Below are 17,778 nucleotides of genomic sequence, written 5' to 3'. Positions count from 1 at the left end.
ACAAAGTAAAGCAATAGCTTTAGTTTTCTTCTTCAAATATTTTTTAACCTGACTGTTTCTTGGTCAGGTTTTTTTAGGGCTCAAAACTCTCAAATTTTCCGTTTTCATAAAATAAAACGATGCGTTTAATTTTATTTTCCTGATTTCCAATGGCTTGGCTGATTATCTGGTCAGCAGTATTTTCTAATCGCTGAGAATCGGATATTTTTTCCTGGGCTGTATTTTGGTGCGGTATAAACGATTCTCCGGAACTTTGCTTGGGAGCTTCATCTTCTGTTTCATCAGCCCCAAATTCATCATCTTCATTGATCATGGTAAACAAATCGGGGAGAGGAGTAGCAGATTTTGTTTTTTCTTCTTCTTCAATATTCTGTACCGGAATGACGGCAGGCTCAGGAAGTTCAGATTTCAGCATTACCCCTTCTCCTGTAACAAGCCAGTCCCATAGAAGCTCCGGGAACCGGGATTTTATTTTTATGATAAACTCCAGCGACGGTTTATTTCTTCCCGAAGTAATGTGTGAGATGGACGAACGCTGTACATCAATTTCATCTGCAAATTCAGAAGGAGTCAGATTGGAATACTCTATAACTTTTGAAATTCTTTCATTTAAACTCATAAAAATAAGCCATTGATTATTTTACAAATGTAAAAATTAAAATTTACAACTGCAAAACACAAATGTAAATAAATGAAATAAATATTTGTATACAAATGTAACATGAATATAACTTATTGATTTATATGATATTGATGAATAATTACAATTGTGTTTTGTAAAAAGAAGAAACTGCTTGGCGGAAATTACTATATTAAATACTATTGACTTCTATAATCTAAAATATAACCACGAAAAGCTTATGTAAACATGCTCATAGAGCTATTTACAGTACTGATTCCCTGTTGTGCACATAAAGCTCTTTTAAAACCCTTTTTTAAAGGTAAAAATATTGCCTGAAGATGTATACAAAAGTAAATTAAATGTGTAATGCGCTAATAAACAGAATTATATAATCTTATAATTGAGTAAATATCTATATTTTCACAATAAATCTTCAGGTAAGGCAATATTTTATAAAAATTAAAAGAAAATTGGATTTTTATCGGATTTTATTCGTTTTACATTTGTATATAGAAGATAGAATACAAGGTTTTCCACATTTCTAATGTTTAATAAAATAATGAATATATAGATAAAATCTAGTTTTAATGTACTTCAAGTAGAGTTCTTATTGTAATTGAGTTAAATTTTATAACTTGCTCATAAACATATATTTATATATTTTATATTAAATTATTCGCAATCCACAATTTTATCCACAGACAAAATGTCAGTCCAGGATGTTTAATAAAATTACAAATGTTATCTATTTGTTTTCAATTGAAGATTAAGCAATAGTCTCTTGTAAATACCAATTTAACTTTGTAAAAACGAAGAAATTTCGCTTTTTTGCTCTTATTTACAAATGTTAATCGATATTTTATGCTTTAAAATGGCTAAATTTGATTCTTGTAAAATTTGTAAAATGAATTTTGAACAGATCTATTCTCAAAACCCTAATTTCTCTAATCGCTATATTTCTCCTGAAAAATTATTTTCTTACCTACGGCAGAATCTCAGCGATTATATTCAGGAAATCGGAACATCATACTTGAATAAGCCAATTTATAAGTTAAGTATCGGAACCGGAACAATTCAGGTATTAGCCTGGTCGCAAATGCACGGAAATGAATCCAACGCTACCCATGCAATGCTGGATTTATTAATAAGCCTGGATAAAGCTCTTGAAATAAAAGAGGATTTGTTCAGCAAAATCAGCCTAGACTTTATTTTTATGCTGAATCCCGACGGATCGGAAAAATGGACGAGACTGAATGCAGCTGATATAGACCTGAACAGAGATTTTCATAATGAAGCCAGCAAGGAGATTAAATTCCTCAAACAAACCGCCGCTGCCAAAAAATATGACTATGCTCTGAACCTGCATGAGCAAAGAACCATTTTTACCACTGACGGGATTCATCCGGCTACGCTTTCTTTCCTGGCCCCTTCAGAAAATGTGGAACGTACCATTACTGAAAACAGGAAAAAATGTATGGCAGTTATCGGAAGGGTATATAACCATTTAAAAGAAATAATTCCTGATCAGATCGGAAGGTATTCTGATGAATTTTATCCGACTTCCACCGGAGATAATTTTATAAAAGCAGGCATACCAACTATCTTATTTGAAGGCGGGCATTTTGTAGATGATTATACAAGAAAAGGAACCAGAAAATATTACACTATTGCACTTTATTATGCTTTAAAAGCCATCGGTGATCTGAATTCTGATACTACAGGCTGGGAAAACTATCTTGAAATACCGGAAAATAAAGAAACCCATTATGATATCATTTACAGGAATGTAAAACTGAATACAGACCATGAATGTATCCTGGATATTGCAGTTCAGTACAGGGAAGTAATAGAAGAAGGTAAAGATGAGATTTCTTTTGTCCCTTTCGTAATGGAAGTAGGAGACGTTAAAAAAAGAAAAGGCTGGAAAGAAATAGACTGTACCGGGAAAAAATTTGTTTCTGCCTCGAAATATCCGAAACTGGATGCGGTAATGGATTTTACGATAGAAGACTAAAAATGCGGCAATCTCCGATTGCCGCATTTGCTTTTATACTATTCTGCTCTTAAAACAGGTCTGTTTTTATAATTATTCAGATGTTTACTGAACCACCTTTATCCCGTTGGCTACGAATCGTACTTCTTCCTTAGGCTGGGTGATAGCATCAATCTCAGACTGAGGTTTTTTAGCATCCTCTGCATAATGTTTTTGCTCATTTACAGAAATCACTTTTCTTTCAGCATTTCCTTCCAGTACTACATTTTTACCTTTTAAAGCTGTTGGTACGAAGAATGCATAGTCTTTCATTTTTACAAAAAACCTGGAGTTATCTTCCGTCTGAATCGTAAGCCAGCAGCCTTTTTTCTCGCATACATCCGTAACTTTTCCTTTAACGACAATATTTTCAGCCTTTTTGTTGTCTGCTTTAAGCTTTTTACTTAATTGGTTAACGGTAATTGCTTTAGACTCTGCCGATGAGGCGATTCCCCCTCCATAAGTATCACCTGCCAGGGCTTTTCCTTCAGGAGGGCCAACTGTTGATGTCTCCTGAGCAAATGCTACAGTAGAAATACTTACAGCTGCTGCAAATAATAGAGCTTTGAATTTCATTTTTAATATTTTTTTCAAAAGTACTAATTAAAATTGAATCATAAATCGTTAATATGTTAATAAAAACGATATACTTTGGCAAACTTGTAATAAAATTCAAAATCAATAGCATATTTGTTTATATTTGATGCCTATACTTGACTATGCAAAAAAAACTGAAACTTTGGGACGCTATTATGCTGGTAATGGGGTCTATGATCGGAAGCGGGATCTTTATTGTAAGCGCTGATATGATGCGTAACCTGGGATCAGGATACTGGCTTATCGTGGTGTGGGTGATCACGGGAATAATGACGGTAGCAGCAGCCATAAGTTATGGGGAATTGTCTGCGTTGTTTCCTAAAGCCGGCGGGCAATATACCTATCTCAAAGAGATTTTTGGAAGAAGGATGGGCTTTCTGTACGGGTGGGGGCTGTTTACAGTGATACAAACAGGAACAATTGCGGCAGTAGCAATGGCATTTGGAAAATTTACAGCCTATTTAGTTCCTTCTTTGAATGATGCCGCGCCTATTTTTCAAAGCGGAGAATTCAAAATTACCTGGATTCAGATCCTGGCGATTGCAGTTATCCTTTTGCTGACCTATATTAATACAAGAGGGGTGGAAAGTGGTAAACTCCTTCAGAATATTTTCACAGGATCTAAAATTGTGGCATTGCTAGGGCTTATTGCTGCAGGATTTATCCTGGTAGATGTTTCACATTTATCCGAAAACTTTAGCTTAGGCACTGATTCATTCAATAACCTTAAAAAAGATTTACATGGAAATTTCCTTACAGAAGGTTGGGAACCTATCGGGGGAATGACTCTATTGGGAGGTATTGCAGCCGCAATGGTAGGGTCTGTTTTCAGTTCTGTTGCGTGGGAAAGTGTAACCTTTGTGTCAGGAGAAATAGATAATCCGAAGAGAAATGTCGTAAAATCAATGATTTATGGTACTTCCGCTGTGATGCTTTTATATATTGCAGTGAATTTTATCTATCTCAATGCCTTAGACAGGGACGGGATTGCCTTTGCTGCCAATGACAGAGTTGCAGTAGCTGCCTCCCAGAATATTTTCGGAAGTGCCGGAACCATTATCATTGCTTTATTGGTTATGATATCTACATTTGGATGTGACAATGGGCTTATCCTTGCAGGGGCAAGGGTTTTCCAGACAATGGCAAAAGATGGGATGTTCTTTGCTTCGGCAATCAGGAATAATAAAAATGATGTACCTGAAAATGCTTTATGGATGCAGGGGATCTGGGCTTCTGTTTTATGTCTGAGCGGGCAATATGGCAATCTTTTGGATATGATCTCTTTTGTAATCGTTTTGTTTTATATGATTACCGTTTTCGGAGTGATTCATTTAAGAAGGAAACAGCCTGAGCTGGAGAGACCTTATAAAACATGGCTGTATCCCGTGACGCCCATTGTTTATCTGGTTATAGGAACGGGTTTTTGTATTTTACTTTTAATTTATAAGCAACAATATACATGGCCGGGATTTTTAATGGTTTTGCTGGGACTTCCGGTGTATTATCTTATCAACAGGAAAACTGCGGACTAACGTACAGATACATATAATAATAGGGCTTTCAATGTATATTGGAAAGCCCTGTTTTTTGAATATTATTTAAGGTATTATAACAATTATTTAGTGAAAATGCGTATTTTGGTATTTCGTTTTTAAGTAAACATGACCATGAAGTAAAAATTAGAAGTTGACTATGGATACACCAAATTACAGAATGCCCTTCGTACCATCTACTCTGATGACAGAAGGCGGAAGTATCGATACCTGCGATATGGGGGAAAGCATCGCTCACAATATCATGCTGCTGATCACCACCAAAAAAGGTGAAAACAGATACGATGAAAACTACGGAAATGATGTCTGGAACCTGGAATTCGATAACGGGGTGACAAGCGCCATCTGGGAAAGTGTTTTTATTAAAAGCCTTAAAAGACAAATTCAGGAATATGAGCCACGGATTATCAATCCCCAGATTGATGCCCATATACAATTTGTAGAACATAGCTACGATACTAAAGAACACACCGAAATCAAAAAGAAAGTAAGAATTGCCATCAATGCTAAGATGGAGGCAACCGGAGAGCGTTTCAGTTTTTCAACTGAACTGTTCCTCAGTCCGATGTCTATTGATTAATATGTCAAACAGCACCAAAACTTATGAATTTAGATCAGAATATTTATTCCAAAGAATCTGTAAAAGCCAGAATGCTCCAGAATGCGACCAAGGTTTGGGGATTAAAAAGTCCACAATCTCTGGATCCTTTTGTAAAGCTATTGATTGATGCATTCAGTACGGAAGTTTTTAAAGCGAATAATGAAATACAAACAGTAAATGCCCGGATTTTAGAAAAGCTGGCCAAACTTCTTACGCCATCCATCTATACCCATCCTATTCCTGCTCATGCCGTTGCTTTTACGCAGCCTTATGAGTCTTCTGAAATTTTATTGGAGCACACGGAATTTTTCTTCCGGAAGCAAATGACATCAACGATCAAATCAGAATCTGACAAGCAGGTAAACATTCCTTTTACTCCCATAGGGAACGTAAGGATCAATAAAGTGCATACTTCCATCATGTTCGTAGGAAATACCTGCTATAGCATAGATGACAGGTTTAATAAAATTCCTATTGCCAGATTTCAAGGAAGACCTGAAGATTACAGGAAGATTACCGTGGGAATTGATGTCAGTAAATATATAAGTGAAAATTTCCCAAAATATATAAGTATTTTCTGTTCTAACCCTGCATTTGAACACCTGGATTTTGTGTATAAGCTCCTGCCTTACATTACGGTTACCAGCAATGGGAATCCTTTATTTGTGAGAGAAGGATTAAGCTACCTTACCGAAAATCACGCGGAGGGATATGAGCAGATGTTCCGGGAACAGTCTATCCGGAACAAAGTGATTGAAGATATTAAAAGTATATACCGTCATAAATTTATCGAAATTACAGGAATTTCCAGTTCTTTATTTTCTGAACCCGGACAACTGCCGCAGAATCTTGACTTCCTTGCCGAAAAAGAAGAAATTGTAAGGTATTTAGATAATAAAAAATATTTATGGCTTACATTTGAGTTTCCGCCTCAGTTTTCTGCAGAAATTCTCGATAACTTTTCATTTGTATTGAATGCTTTTCCAATTTACAACAGGGGATGGAAGAAAACTGAATACAGCCTGGATATTATGGGAAATAATATTCCTTTAGTAACAGATGAAGGGGAACATTTCCTTTATGTAGATGAGGTTCAGGATGGTGACGGAAGAAAATATTCAGAAATCCCTTTTACTCCTGCAGACGACCTTAAAAAAGGGTTGTTTACGGTAAGGAAAGGCGGCATGGAACGTTTTACCAACAGGAATGCCGTAGATATGATTGCCAATGTCCTGGAACTGACAAGGGATGAAATTGCAGCATTTTCTTTACTCAACAGAGATAATGTAAAAGGAGTTCTCAGCGAAATGTCAGATAAGATGAAATCGATGGTACAAAAAGTCAATAATGCCAAAAGAAACATCCGGCAGGAGCTGAACTATGTCATCATGGAACCGGTAGAAAAAACGGATCATACATATGCTTCATTCTGGGTTACCCATTGTACACTGGCCAACCACATGCGTCCGGGGACAGAGCTTTCCAATCAGTTGAAATCACAGACTGTAGTACTGCTTACCGAAACCTTAGGCGGAGCAGAAGAGCAGAAAGGTACAGACAGTATTCAGGCTTATAAATATGCCCTGACTACCAGAGATAAAATTATTTCCCTGGAGGATGTCAAAAACTATTGCCGTATGGTTCTGAAAGATGAAATGCGGGAGGTAAGGGTAAGGAGAGGGACCATGATCAGCAATAAACCGAAAGAAGGTTTTGTAAGAACGGTAGAAGTGGAGATTATTCCGCAAAATTACTCTTTTTACGGAAGGGCCTATTGGGAAAACATGGCCAACATCCTCAGAAACCAGATCATTGCAAAAGCGATAGATGGTATTGAATATGTGGTAAAGATCACTAATGAAGATGTTGAATTTCAGGATATGTAATAAAACAAAAAAGATATGAAGAAGATTATAGTATTGGCAATGGCTTTGTCTCTGACAGCTACTGCTATAAGTTGTAAAAAAGGGGCCGGCAAGATGGGCAATACCGTTTTAAATCTTGGCGGAGAAGCAGAAGCAAATTCTGTCATTGATTTCAATAATAATTTTGTAGACTCCTATAAAAATACGTCCAGGCAGATTGAAAGCATCTTAAAATACACGGAAGAGGCAGTCGTTAAATCCAAAGGAGGAAATGTACTAATTATGCCTATTATTACCAGTTCAATGGATTATACGCTTTCTAAGATTAAAGAAATTCCTTCAGGGTTTGGAAAAGACAAAGCTGCTATTGAAGCAGATTTTAATACCTACAAAACCAGGAAGGAGAATATAGAGAAAAAGTTTGAAGAACTTAAATCCTATATGAATTCTGAAGACTATAAAGACGATAAGGGAGCTAAGGCAGAGGCTATCAAAAAAGAAATAGAAACTGATGCTGATGCTTTATATACTGCAGGAGAAAATGTGATAGCAAAAATAAAACCTGCTACAGATGCTGCAGAAGAAGTGGTTTTGAAAGACCATCCGATGAAAGAGTATATTATCTCATCTAAAAATGTGATGAATTCCCTGGACTCGGTTATTGAACTTTTAGGAAAGCAATATGCAGGGAAGTTTAATGAAGCAGAAGCCCAGAAAAAATATGACGAATTTGCCAGGTTGGTGGAAGCCAATTCAAAAATGGATTTTAATGTTAAAGGCCAGCAGTATGCTTATAAAAAAACTCAGTTTGAAAACTTCAATAAAGCAGCTGCCAACTTTGTAGATCATTACAGGAAACTGATCAGAGATTCAAAAGAAGCGGGTAAAATTCCCGATAATGATATCCAGCAGATGGATTCTTCTTATGAATCGGTACTCAATTCGTATAATTCTTTTGTGAAGTAAGACTTTATTTTTCTGATAAAAAAGACTGGTATAATGTATATCAGTCTTTTTTGTTTCTAAAAAAATACAATGTGTTATTAATTTTTTGAAATTTTTTTACTTGTTATCTGTTTTTTGAATAATAAAATAAATTAATAGCTTTTTTTTATGGTTTATTTTTAATATATCACTTTTATGGGAATTATGAAATTTAAAAATATTAAATTATAATAATGTAATAGACAATTCATTGTAGCTTTACAATGTTCAATAAAAAGCATATAAAATTATTATTAGTTTAATCATAGTTTGTTAATAATGGTATTATCTCATCTATAATGTTGTTTAATTTTAATTATAATAATGTGTAAATATTAGATGGTAACCATTTTTTCTGAGTATAAAGTCATTATCATTAACTATAAATTATCAAACCATAAAATAAAAAACATCCAAGTTCTAAAAAAAGAAGTGGCCCTTGAATGAAGAAAGAATGAACATAAGCCTGTGTGGACTGTAAAGAAAAATCTCTTTTCAATATAACTTAAGACAATCACAAACCCATAAAATTATTACATATGAAAACAAAAACATTAAAATTCTCAAAAGAAACAGTAATCCTTTTGGATGAAGCAACTAAAAAATCAAGTCAGCAACAGGCAGGGAAGTTTTCTATTGTTGCGGCAACCTGCAATGCTCAGTGTATATAATAACAGCAGTATCTGTTCTATTTATTACACTTATATCAGAAACCTATAACAACTCACATAAAATTATTTATTATGAAAACCAGAAAAACATTAAAATTTTCAAAGGAAACAGTGATTCTTTTGGATAAAACAGTAAAGAAATCGATTAATGGAGGTGCTAAACAGTTGAACGCGGGTGCAAGTAGCCCCCCAGTCTGCGCAACAGGACGTTGGTCTGATTGCTGGTGCTAAATATGAAGAATTATCTCAAAATAAACAATACCATTAACCCATAAAATATTACATTATGAAAACCAGAAAAACATTAAAATTCTCAAAAGAAACAGTAGTTCTTTTAGATAACGCAGTTGATCAAAGGGGAGCATTTCAGCCTGTAGGAGAAACCCGTTCCTGTTATAAAATATGTAGTGTTTATGCTGTACATGGATCTATCGCGTGCAAGTAAAATAAATTATTCAAATCAACCAAAATTATTTATTATGAAAACCAGAAAAACATTAAAATTCTCCAAAGAAACAGTAATCCTTTTGGATAAAACAGCGAAGAAATCGATTAACGGAGGGGCTAAACAGTTGAACGCGGGTGCGAGTAGCCCCCCAGTCTGCGCAACAGGACGTTGGTCTGATTGCTGGTGCTAAATATGAAGAATTATCTCAAAATAAACAATACCATTAACCCATAAAATATTACATTATGAAAACCAAAAAAACATTAAAATTCTCAAAAGAAACGGTAATTCTTTTGGATAACGTATCTCAATCATCAGTTGATCACAGAGGAGCATTTCAACCTGTAGCAGAAACCCGCTCCTGGAATAAAATATGTTCTTAACCGACACTATATAGATTCTGCACTATATAAATACAATAAATTACTAAAACCAACCAAATTATTATAATATGAAAACTAAAAAAAGTTTAAAATTCTCCAAAGAAACAGTAATCCTTCTTGATAACACAGCTAAGAAACTGATCAACGGAGGGAATCAGGCGTTTGCAAGTAACACCAGACCTCAATGTACCAGTCGTATCTCCGACTGTTTCTGTTAATTATTAATTATTCCAATTGTGCCTGCTTCATGCAGGCACAATATCTCCAACCAATCCATAAAATTATTTAGTATGAAAACCAGGAAAATTTTAAAATTCTCTAAAGAGACAGTAATCCTTTTGGATAAAACAGCAAAACAATCGATTAACGGAGGAAATGTATATAAGCAGGAAAAGGCTTCTGAACTTCTGAATTGTAGTTTTATAATTTGCGATATCAATATAAAATAAGAAACATTGGTAGTTTATATTTTGAAAGCTCATAAAGGAAATAGTGAGTTTGAAAGAACAGCCAATTAGCTACAAGAGGCTTTTTATCATAAGAAAGCTCAGTTCCCAACTATCACTTGTGCTTTTTGCCTGTAATAATCTGCCAGCCATTATATTTCTGTATTTAAAAGATAAATACAGGTAACGCAAATGTCAATTATAAACCAGATGAGGCTGTTTCGGGCAGCCTCTTTTCATTGATTAATTATAGGAAAAATGGAAAAAACAATCAGCATTATTGGTGGAAAACAAAATGAAATAAACGAAATATTATCATCTATTGCCCAAACAATAATCAATAAAAGTAAGAGTCCTGGTCCTGATCTTGGCTTGCTGTCAGGAACAATGGGAGAGATCTTATTTTTACATGAATATTCAAAAATAAACAATAAGTATAAACAATATATCCCTGAAAACCTTGACTGTCTCTTTGAGTCTATAGAATACGGCAATGTATATCATACCTATTGTAGCGGGCTGGCAGGTATTTGCCTTGGGATCGATTATATAGAATCTGAAAAAAATACAGCGTATGAACACTTTGACTTTATAGACGATCAGATTGATGCATGGCTGGCCGGGCAGCTCAATAAGTGTATCAACGAAGGTAATTACGATTTTCTACATGGCGCAATCGGAATCGGTTTTTATTTTCTTGAGAGGTTTAAAGCAGGGAATGACCGGTCAGAAAAAGCTTTACATCATCTGTTACAGTTTCTGAATGATACTGCAATAAAGGAAAAAGATCTTATAAAATGGAAGAATCATAAGCAGAAAGTTAATATATCCTTATCCCATGGGATGTCAAGTATTATCATTTTTTTATTGGAACTGTATATATCAGGCTTCAGATCGGAATACGATGTTAAAAGGCTTATTGAAGGAGGAATCAGCTTTATTTTAAAACAGGAAATAAATCCGGACGTTTATCATTCCTACTTTCCTTATACCTCTGTTGAAGAAGAAACAGATGAAATCAAAGGAAGCAGGCTGGCCTGGTGCTATGGAGATCTTGGAGTGGCTGTAATGTTGGGAAAAGCTTCCGGAATCTTTAATAACTCAATATGGAAGAGAAAATCAGCTGAAATAATGGAGTTTTCTGCCGCAAGAAGAACAGATGATAAAATCAGGATCCTGGATGCGGGAATATGCCATGGAAGTGCCGGAGTAAGTTTGATATTTTATAATGAATTTCTGAAAACCGGAAACGAAAAGTACGCGGTAGCTGCTAAGTTCTGGCTCAATAAAACATTGGAATATTATAAAGAAGATCCTGACCATTTTTCAAGAGTATCGTATAACCCTGTCACTGAAGAATATTATCCCAATAACAGTCTGCTTGAAGGAAGCGCCGGAGTGGGATTGGCCTTATTGACAATTATGGAAGATACATCAGATTGGTCAAAATTTTTATTAATATAAATCATATGAAGAAAGAATATTCCGCTTCAGATCAGTTTATCATACGTTATCCATTTTTTCCTTTTGCCTATGATAGCGGATGGAGCCTCAACGATATGTACGAATCAGAAGAGTTTTTACATCCTTTATTTATTGCTTCTCCCATCCTTTATGATGAATTCAAAAAGTGTAAAGAGGGGAAAATTAAAGACAGGAAAACCATAGATAAAATTAATACTTCACTTTATAAATATTGGAGCAGGATAAAATCAAGGTCTACTCCCTTTGGACTGTTTGCAGGAGTATCCATTGGTAAAATTGATTACCGCAACGAAATGGTATTTAGTGAAAACGCTTATTCCAAAATAAGAATGGATATGAAATACCTGTACAATGTTTTCCTGTTTCTTAAAGATCTTCCTGAAGTAAAAAGGAAGACCCTTTTTTATCCCAATGACAGCATTTATTCTTTTTATGGTAAATACCGTTTCATAGAAAGAAAGTACAGCAAGGATAGTATCAGGTATGAGATTTCAGTTACAGACAAAAGCGCAGCGTTGAAAAAGATCCTGGTATTGGCCAGAAAGGGGATTAGCTATAAGGAAGTACTGGATTTCCTTGTATCAGAAGGATATGAGGAAGATGAAGGATTGTATGAATATATTGATCAGATTATTGATTCCCAGGTTTTAATCAATGAGCTGGAGCCTACATTGATCGGGGAAGATTATTTGGAAAAAATAATAATGACGTTGGAAAAACGGGGTATTAACCATGATATGGTAAAGCAGCTACAGGAGCTGAAATCGGGGCTGGACCGGCTTAATCATCAGGGGGCGACCATAAAAACCGGAGATATCCTGCCAATAGAAAAAAAAGTACAAAATATGGGAATCCCTTTTGAATCTCAACACCTTATCCAGGTTGACTCTTCAAGGCAATTCCGGTCATTATCTCTTAGTAAAGATTATACGGATGAATTGTCAGAAGCTATTTCTTTCCTGTCGAAAATAGGAGCCGTTAAAAATGAAAATACTGACTTAAAAGCTTTTATTCATGATTATTCGGAAAAATATGAAACAGAAGAGCTTCCCCTTCTTCATGCATTGGATCCGGAGATAGGTATCGGATATCCTCCCGGGAAAAATATGGGGAACGGGTACACCAATTCATTGATCCATAATTTTCAGACCTATTCAGAAGATGCTGCACAGGAAAAAAAAGGATGGAACCCGGTACAGGATGTTTTAATAGAGAAAATTATGAAGGCCAAAGAGAACCGGCAAAATGAAATCATCCTGTCTCAGGAAGATTTTCCTTCCTGGGATACAATGAAACCCATCAATATGCCTCCCGTAATCCATTCCATGTTTGAAGTGATCAATGACTCTGCTGATAATACCTTATTGCATATTCACTTTGTAGGCACAGGATCAGGAGCTAATCTCATGGGAAGGTTTTCACGTCTTGACCAAAGTATGGAAGGCTATATAAAGAACCTGGTAAAAACAGAACAGGTAAACAGCGATGCCGAACTTGTTGAAATTTCCCACTTATCAGACTCTCCAAGGATTGGAAATATTTCCATAAGGCCTAAGCTGACTCAATATGAAATCACCTGCCTGTCAAATTCTAATCTGGATCAGCAATTTGTAATTCCGTTATCGGATATTATGATATCGGTAAAGCATGATAAAATTGTTTTGAGATCTGAAAAATTGAAAAAAGAAATCCTGCCGGTCCTTACTACTGCACATAACTTCAAAAATTCCTCATTGGATATTTACAGGTTTCTGTGTGATATACAACACCAGCATTCCCTTTTCAAAGGGTTTATGGTAAATCTTAATCTTGCCCTCAATCATATTCCGAGGATAAAATATAAAAATACGGTCTTACGCCTTGCAAGCTGGAAGGTTACGAAAAATGAACTTAACCATATCCTGGAAAAAGAGGTGGATGAGGAAGTGAAAAAAGAATATGTTGCAGAATGGACAAAAAAAAGAAATATACCACAATACGTCCTGATTGCTGAAGATGACAATGAGATGTTTGTTGACTTTTACAATATTCACAGCATCAATGTATTTTTATCCTTACTAAAGAGGAATAGCACACTTGCTTTAATTGAGTTCCTGTTCAATGATAAAACGGCTGTTGTAAAAGATCATTTGGGAAACTCTTATAGAAACCAGATTATTTTACCATTATTTAAAAACAATGAAAACTAGAAAATACGCTCCCGGCTCAGAATGGCTGTATTTTAAAATCTATACAGGCTATAAAACTGCAGACACATTATTATTGAATACGATCTACCCTTTGATTACAGATTTGAAACGTAAACAATATATCAGACAATTCTTTTTTATCCGATATTCAGACCCTCATCATCATATAAGAGTGAGGTTGAATATCACAGATCCCCAATATTTAGGCGAAATAATGATATCGTTGAACCGGATTTTTTCCAGATTACTCAATAGCAACACCATATGGAAAATCCAGATGGATACTTATAACCGGGAAATAGAAAGGTACAACATTCATTTAATAGAACAGGCAGAGCATTTTTTCCATATTGACAGTGATTCTGTTATTAAAATTCTAAAAACAATCGGTACCCGGTATAAAAACAGTGAAGATGTAAAATGGATTATCGGTTTAAAACTGATCGACGATACCTTAGACTTGTTTTATACTGAAGATGAAGATAAAATGAACATCATAAGCAGGATGAGCGACTCATTTAAAACGGAGTTCGGATTTAATCAATTCAACTCAAAACAATTGAATGAAAAATACAGGGAAAATAAGATAAAAATAGAAAGTGTGTTTTCGCAGGTTGAGATTATTGAAGATCAGAACTATAACAGCTTATATACACTTTGTAAAAAAAGATATAAAGAGTTGTCACCCATTGTAGCCTCAATGAAACAAATACAAATAGAAAAGAAACTATCATCGGGCACAATCGCTTTTGATTTGATACACATGTTGCTCAACAGGCTTATTCCTGCCCAGAATAGGTTGCATGAGCTCATCCTGTATGATTTTGTAAAAAGACATTATGCCAGTACAATAGCCAGGAAAAAGAATGCTGCAGTTAAAGTGTAAATCTTTAACAACAGACCGGGTAAAAGTGATGGCGTATAAGATAAAACCGGAAATATTTCAGACAACATACAAGTATCTCATTGACAAGAAACTTTTATCCTGTTTACAATTAAAAAATTCCATAAAATTCCGTAATTTTGCACGTTGTGATTTTCAGGCAAAATCACTCTGAATTATGAGCAAATCAACAGAATATATAGAAGTTTACGGAGCTCGTGAACACAATCTTAAGAATATTAATGTTAAAATTCCGCGCAATGAGCTGGTTGTTATTACCGGTCTTTCGGGAAGCGGAAAATCTTCACTGGCTTTTGATACCATCTTTGCGGAAGGACAGCGCCGTTATATAGAAACATTCTCTGCGTATGCACGTCAGTTTCTCGGAGGATTGGAGCGTCCAGATGTAGATAAAATTGAAGGACTTTCACCCGTTATTGCAATTGAGCAAAAAACAACCAACAAAAACCCGCGTTCCACAGTAGGAACGGTCACAGAATTATATGACTTTCTCCGTCTTTTATATGCCAGGGTTTCTGATGCCTATTCTTTGGCTACAGGAAAAAAACTGGTGAGCTATACCGAGGATCAGATCCTGGAAGCCATCAAAGAGAATTATACCGGAGAAAAAATTATGCTTCTGGCCCCCGTTGTACGTTCCAGAAAAGGTCATTATCATGAGCTTTTCGTTCAGATGGCGAAAAAGGGCTATGGACAGGCAAGAATTGATGGTGAGCTTCAGGATATCGAATACGATCTGAAACTTGACCGTTATAAAACCCACGATATCGATATTGTTATCGATCGTTGGATTATAGGGGAAAGCGCTTCAGAAAGCAGAATGGAAAAATCACTGCGAACTGCCATGGAAATGGGGGAAGGAATTATCGGGATCCAGAAACTGGGAAGTACGGAAATCGAATATTTCTCCAAAAATCTGATGGATGCAGAAACCGGACATTCCTTAGCATTACCGGAGCCTAACACCTTCTCGTTCAATTCACCGAAGGGAAGCTGTCCGAACTGTAAGGGATTGGGAACCATTAAAAAGATAAATACAGATTACTTTATAGACAATCCTAAACTATCAATCAATCAGGGGGGATTGCTGCCGTTGGAAGATATTAAATCCAATAAATGGATTCTGTCACAGATTAAAAATATTCTTGAAATCTTTGGCCTTGGAATGGCGACTCCATTACAGGACATTCCTGAAGAAGCATTGGACTATATTTATAACGGCTGTCATAAAGAATTTAATAAAGACCTGAAATACGCGGGAATTACCAAGAAAATAAAGATCAGTTTTGATGGGTTGATCGCCTTCATGGAAGAAATTATTGATGAAAGGGAATCTTATGAAGCCATTGTATTGGAAAGACACTTCACCACAGAAGAAACCTGTCCGGAATGTCATGGAACCCGTCTTCAGCCGTCGAGCCTGAGTTTTAAAATAGACGGGAAAAATATTGCTGAGGTGAATGCATTAAGTCTGGCTGATTTAAAAGAATGGCTGGCTGATGTTAAAGATAAATTCTCAGAGAAAAATAAAATCATTGCCCATGAGATTTTAAAAGAGATTGAAACCAGGCTTCAGTTCCTGCTGGATGTAGGCTTGGACTACCTGAGTTTAAGCAGGAGCTCTAAAACCTTATCAGGAGGGGAATCCCAAAGGATCCGTTTGGCAACACAGATCGGGTCCCAGCTGGTGAATGTATTGTATATTCTGGATGAACCCAGTATCGGGCTTCACCAGAGGGATAATGAAAGACTGATCCATTCATTGAAAAACCTCAGGGATATCGGAAATTCAGTATTGGTGGTAGAACATGATAAAGACATGATCCTGGAGGCTGATGAGGTGCTGGATATTGGTCCGAAGGCCGGAAAATTCGGAGGTGAGATCCTTTGGCAGGGAAAACCGGAAGATTTAATAAAAGCCGATACGATTACCGCTCAGTACATCAACGGGAAAAGAAAAATTGAAGTTCCTGCAGAAAGAAGAGCAGGCAGCGGAAAGAGCATAGTATTAAAAGGGGCCACAGGAAACAACCTTAAAAATGTAACCCTCGATATTCCTCTGGGAAAACTGGTAGTGGTAACCGGAATTTCGGGAAGTGGAAAATCTTCACTGATCAATGGAACCTTATATCCGATTCTTAATAAACATTTTTATAGGGCCGTTCAGGAACCTTTACCATACAAAAAAATTGAAGGCCTTGATAATATCGACAAAATTGTAGATGTAGACCAGACGCCGATCGGAAGAACACCCCGTTCAAATCCGGCGACTTACACAGGAATGTTTACAGATATCAGAAACCTGTTTGCAGAGTTACCCGAAAGTAAAATCCGGGGGTATAAACCGGGAAGATTCTCTTTCAATGTAAAAGGGGGAAGATGTGAAACCTGCCAGGGCGGGGGACTGAAAGTGATCGAGATGAATTTCCTTCCCGATGTATATGTACATTGTGAAACCTGTAACGGAAAACGCTTCAACAGGGAAACCCTTGAAGTACGTTACAAAGGAAAGTCTATTTCCGATGTATTGGATATGACCATCGATGAAGCAGTGGAATTTTTCCAGCCGATTCCTAAAATTTTTGCAAAAGTGAAAACATTACAGGATGTGGGGTTGGGATATATTACTCTTGGGCAGCAGTCTACAACACTTTCCGGAGGAGAGGCGCAACGTATCAAGCTGGCCACGGAATTATCCAAAAGGCAAACCGGAAATACCCTGTATATCCTGGATGAACCTACAACGGGACTTCACTTTGAAGACGTAAAAATCCTGATGGATGCCATCAATCAATTGGTGGAGTTAGGGAACTCTTTCATTATCATTGAGCATAATATGGATGTGATAAAATTGGCAGATCATATTATTGATGTAGGCCCCGAAGGAGGGAAACATGGAGGGCAAATTGTAGCACAGGGTACCCCTGAAGAGATTGTGAAATCTAAAAAGAGCCTGACAGGGAAGTTTTTGAAAAGAGAGCTGGAGTAAAATTAATCA

At 36.1% G+C, this 17,778-nt stretch carries 17 protein-coding genes; 15 read left to right on the top strand and 2 right to left on the bottom strand.

The window, feature by feature from the left end; genetic code table 11:
- Positions 1–73 precede the first annotated feature (73 nt).
- A complete protein-coding gene (locus tag OK18_RS18470; protein WP_053328964.1) occupies positions 74–619 on the bottom strand; it encodes a helix-turn-helix transcriptional regulator in 546 nt (181 codons plus the stop codon).
- Positions 620–1,526: 907 nt separating this feature from the next.
- Here OK18_RS18470 and OK18_RS18465 point away from each other — a divergent pair.
- Positions 1,527–2,636, top strand: coding sequence for a M14 family zinc carboxypeptidase (locus OK18_RS18465; protein ID WP_053328963.1), 1,110 nt, complete (start codon positions 1,527–1,529; stop codon positions 2,634–2,636).
- 84 nt (positions 2,637–2,720) lie between these two features.
- Here the strand turns inward: OK18_RS18465 and OK18_RS18460 are convergent, their stop codons facing one another.
- On the bottom strand, positions 2,721–3,230 hold the full coding sequence (locus OK18_RS18460) for a DUF4920 domain-containing protein (protein WP_050021387.1): 510 nt from the start codon (positions 3,228–3,230) through the stop codon (positions 2,721–2,723).
- 143 nt (positions 3,231–3,373) lie between these two features.
- Here OK18_RS18460 and OK18_RS18455 point away from each other — a divergent pair, with 143 nt between their 5' ends.
- The 14 genes from OK18_RS18455 to uvrA all read left to right on the top strand — a co-directional run bounded on the left by OK18_RS18455 (position 3,374) and on the right by uvrA (position 17,769).
- Complete coding sequence (locus OK18_RS18455) at positions 3,374–4,783, top strand: APC family permease (protein ID WP_053328962.1); 1,410 nt, start codon at positions 3,374–3,376, stop codon at positions 4,781–4,783.
- Between the two features lie 160 nt (positions 4,784–4,943).
- Positions 4,944–5,384 carry a GPW/gp25 family protein gene (locus tag OK18_RS18450; RefSeq protein ID WP_053329430.1) on the top strand — a complete coding sequence of 147 codons (441 nt, stop codon included), beginning with the start codon at positions 4,944–4,946 and terminating at the stop codon, positions 5,382–5,384.
- Between the two features lie 23 nt (positions 5,385–5,407).
- The gene (locus OK18_RS18445; RefSeq protein WP_050020862.1) at positions 5,408–7,291 is read left to right on the top strand and encodes a type VI secretion system baseplate subunit TssF; all 1,884 of its coding nucleotides are present in this window, start codon (positions 5,408–5,410) and stop codon (positions 7,289–7,291) included.
- A gap of 15 nt (positions 7,292–7,306) precedes the next feature.
- Complete coding sequence (locus OK18_RS18440) at positions 7,307–8,236, top strand: DUF3829 domain-containing protein (protein WP_053328961.1); 930 nt, start codon at positions 7,307–7,309, stop codon at positions 8,234–8,236.
- Positions 8,237–8,793: 557 nt separating this feature from the next.
- Entirely contained in the window at positions 8,794–8,925 is a 132-nt protein-coding gene (locus tag OK18_RS21865) for a hypothetical protein (protein WP_262483518.1), read from the top strand.
- Positions 8,926–8,997: 72 nt separating this feature from the next.
- A complete protein-coding gene (locus OK18_RS21360) occupies positions 8,998–9,156 on the top strand; it encodes a hypothetical protein (RefSeq protein ID WP_156173332.1) in 159 nt (52 codons plus the stop codon).
- A gap of 55 nt (positions 9,157–9,211) precedes the next feature.
- Positions 9,212–9,370: a hypothetical protein gene (locus OK18_RS21355; protein ID WP_156173331.1), complete on the top strand. Its 159-nt coding sequence runs from the start codon at positions 9,212–9,214 to the stop codon at positions 9,368–9,370.
- A 248-nt stretch (positions 9,371–9,618) separates the two neighbouring features.
- Positions 9,619–9,756, top strand: a complete 138-nt coding sequence (locus tag OK18_RS21350; RefSeq protein WP_156173330.1) for a hypothetical protein — start codon at positions 9,619–9,621, stop codon at positions 9,754–9,756.
- A gap of 68 nt (positions 9,757–9,824) precedes the next feature.
- On the top strand, positions 9,825–9,974 hold the full coding sequence (locus OK18_RS21345) for a hypothetical protein (protein ID WP_156173329.1): 150 nt from the start codon (positions 9,825–9,827) through the stop codon (positions 9,972–9,974).
- Positions 9,975–10,046: 72 nt separating this feature from the next.
- Positions 10,047–10,205, top strand: coding sequence for a hypothetical protein (locus OK18_RS21340; protein ID WP_156173328.1), 159 nt, complete (start codon positions 10,047–10,049; stop codon positions 10,203–10,205).
- 255 nt (positions 10,206–10,460) lie between these two features.
- Entirely contained in the window at positions 10,461–11,666 is a 1,206-nt protein-coding gene (locus OK18_RS18435) for a lanthionine synthetase C family protein (RefSeq protein WP_053328960.1), read from the top strand.
- A 5-nt stretch (positions 11,667–11,671) separates the two neighbouring features.
- The gene (locus OK18_RS18430) at positions 11,672–13,876 is read left to right on the top strand and encodes a lantibiotic dehydratase family protein (RefSeq protein WP_156173327.1); all 2,205 of its coding nucleotides are present in this window, start codon (positions 11,672–11,674) and stop codon (positions 13,874–13,876) included.
- Positions 13,866–14,762: a thiopeptide-type bacteriocin biosynthesis protein gene (locus OK18_RS18425; RefSeq protein ID WP_053328958.1), complete on the top strand. Its 897-nt coding sequence runs from the start codon at positions 13,866–13,868 to the stop codon at positions 14,760–14,762. Before OK18_RS18430 ends, OK18_RS18425 begins: the two co-directional genes overlap by 11 nt.
- A 175-nt stretch (positions 14,763–14,937) precedes the next feature.
- Positions 14,938–17,769, top strand: a complete 2,832-nt coding sequence (gene uvrA / locus OK18_RS18420; RefSeq protein WP_053328957.1) for an excinuclease ABC subunit UvrA — start codon at positions 14,938–14,940, stop codon at positions 17,767–17,769.
- Positions 17,770–17,778 lie beyond the last annotated feature (9 nt).

The organism is Chryseobacterium gallinarum, assembly GCF_001021975.1.
GTDB lineage: Bacteria > Bacteroidota > Bacteroidia > Flavobacteriales > Weeksellaceae > Chryseobacterium > Chryseobacterium gallinarum.
The sequence above is the reverse complement of the archived record's forward strand: the minus strand, read 5'-3'. Positions and strand labels throughout refer to the sequence as shown.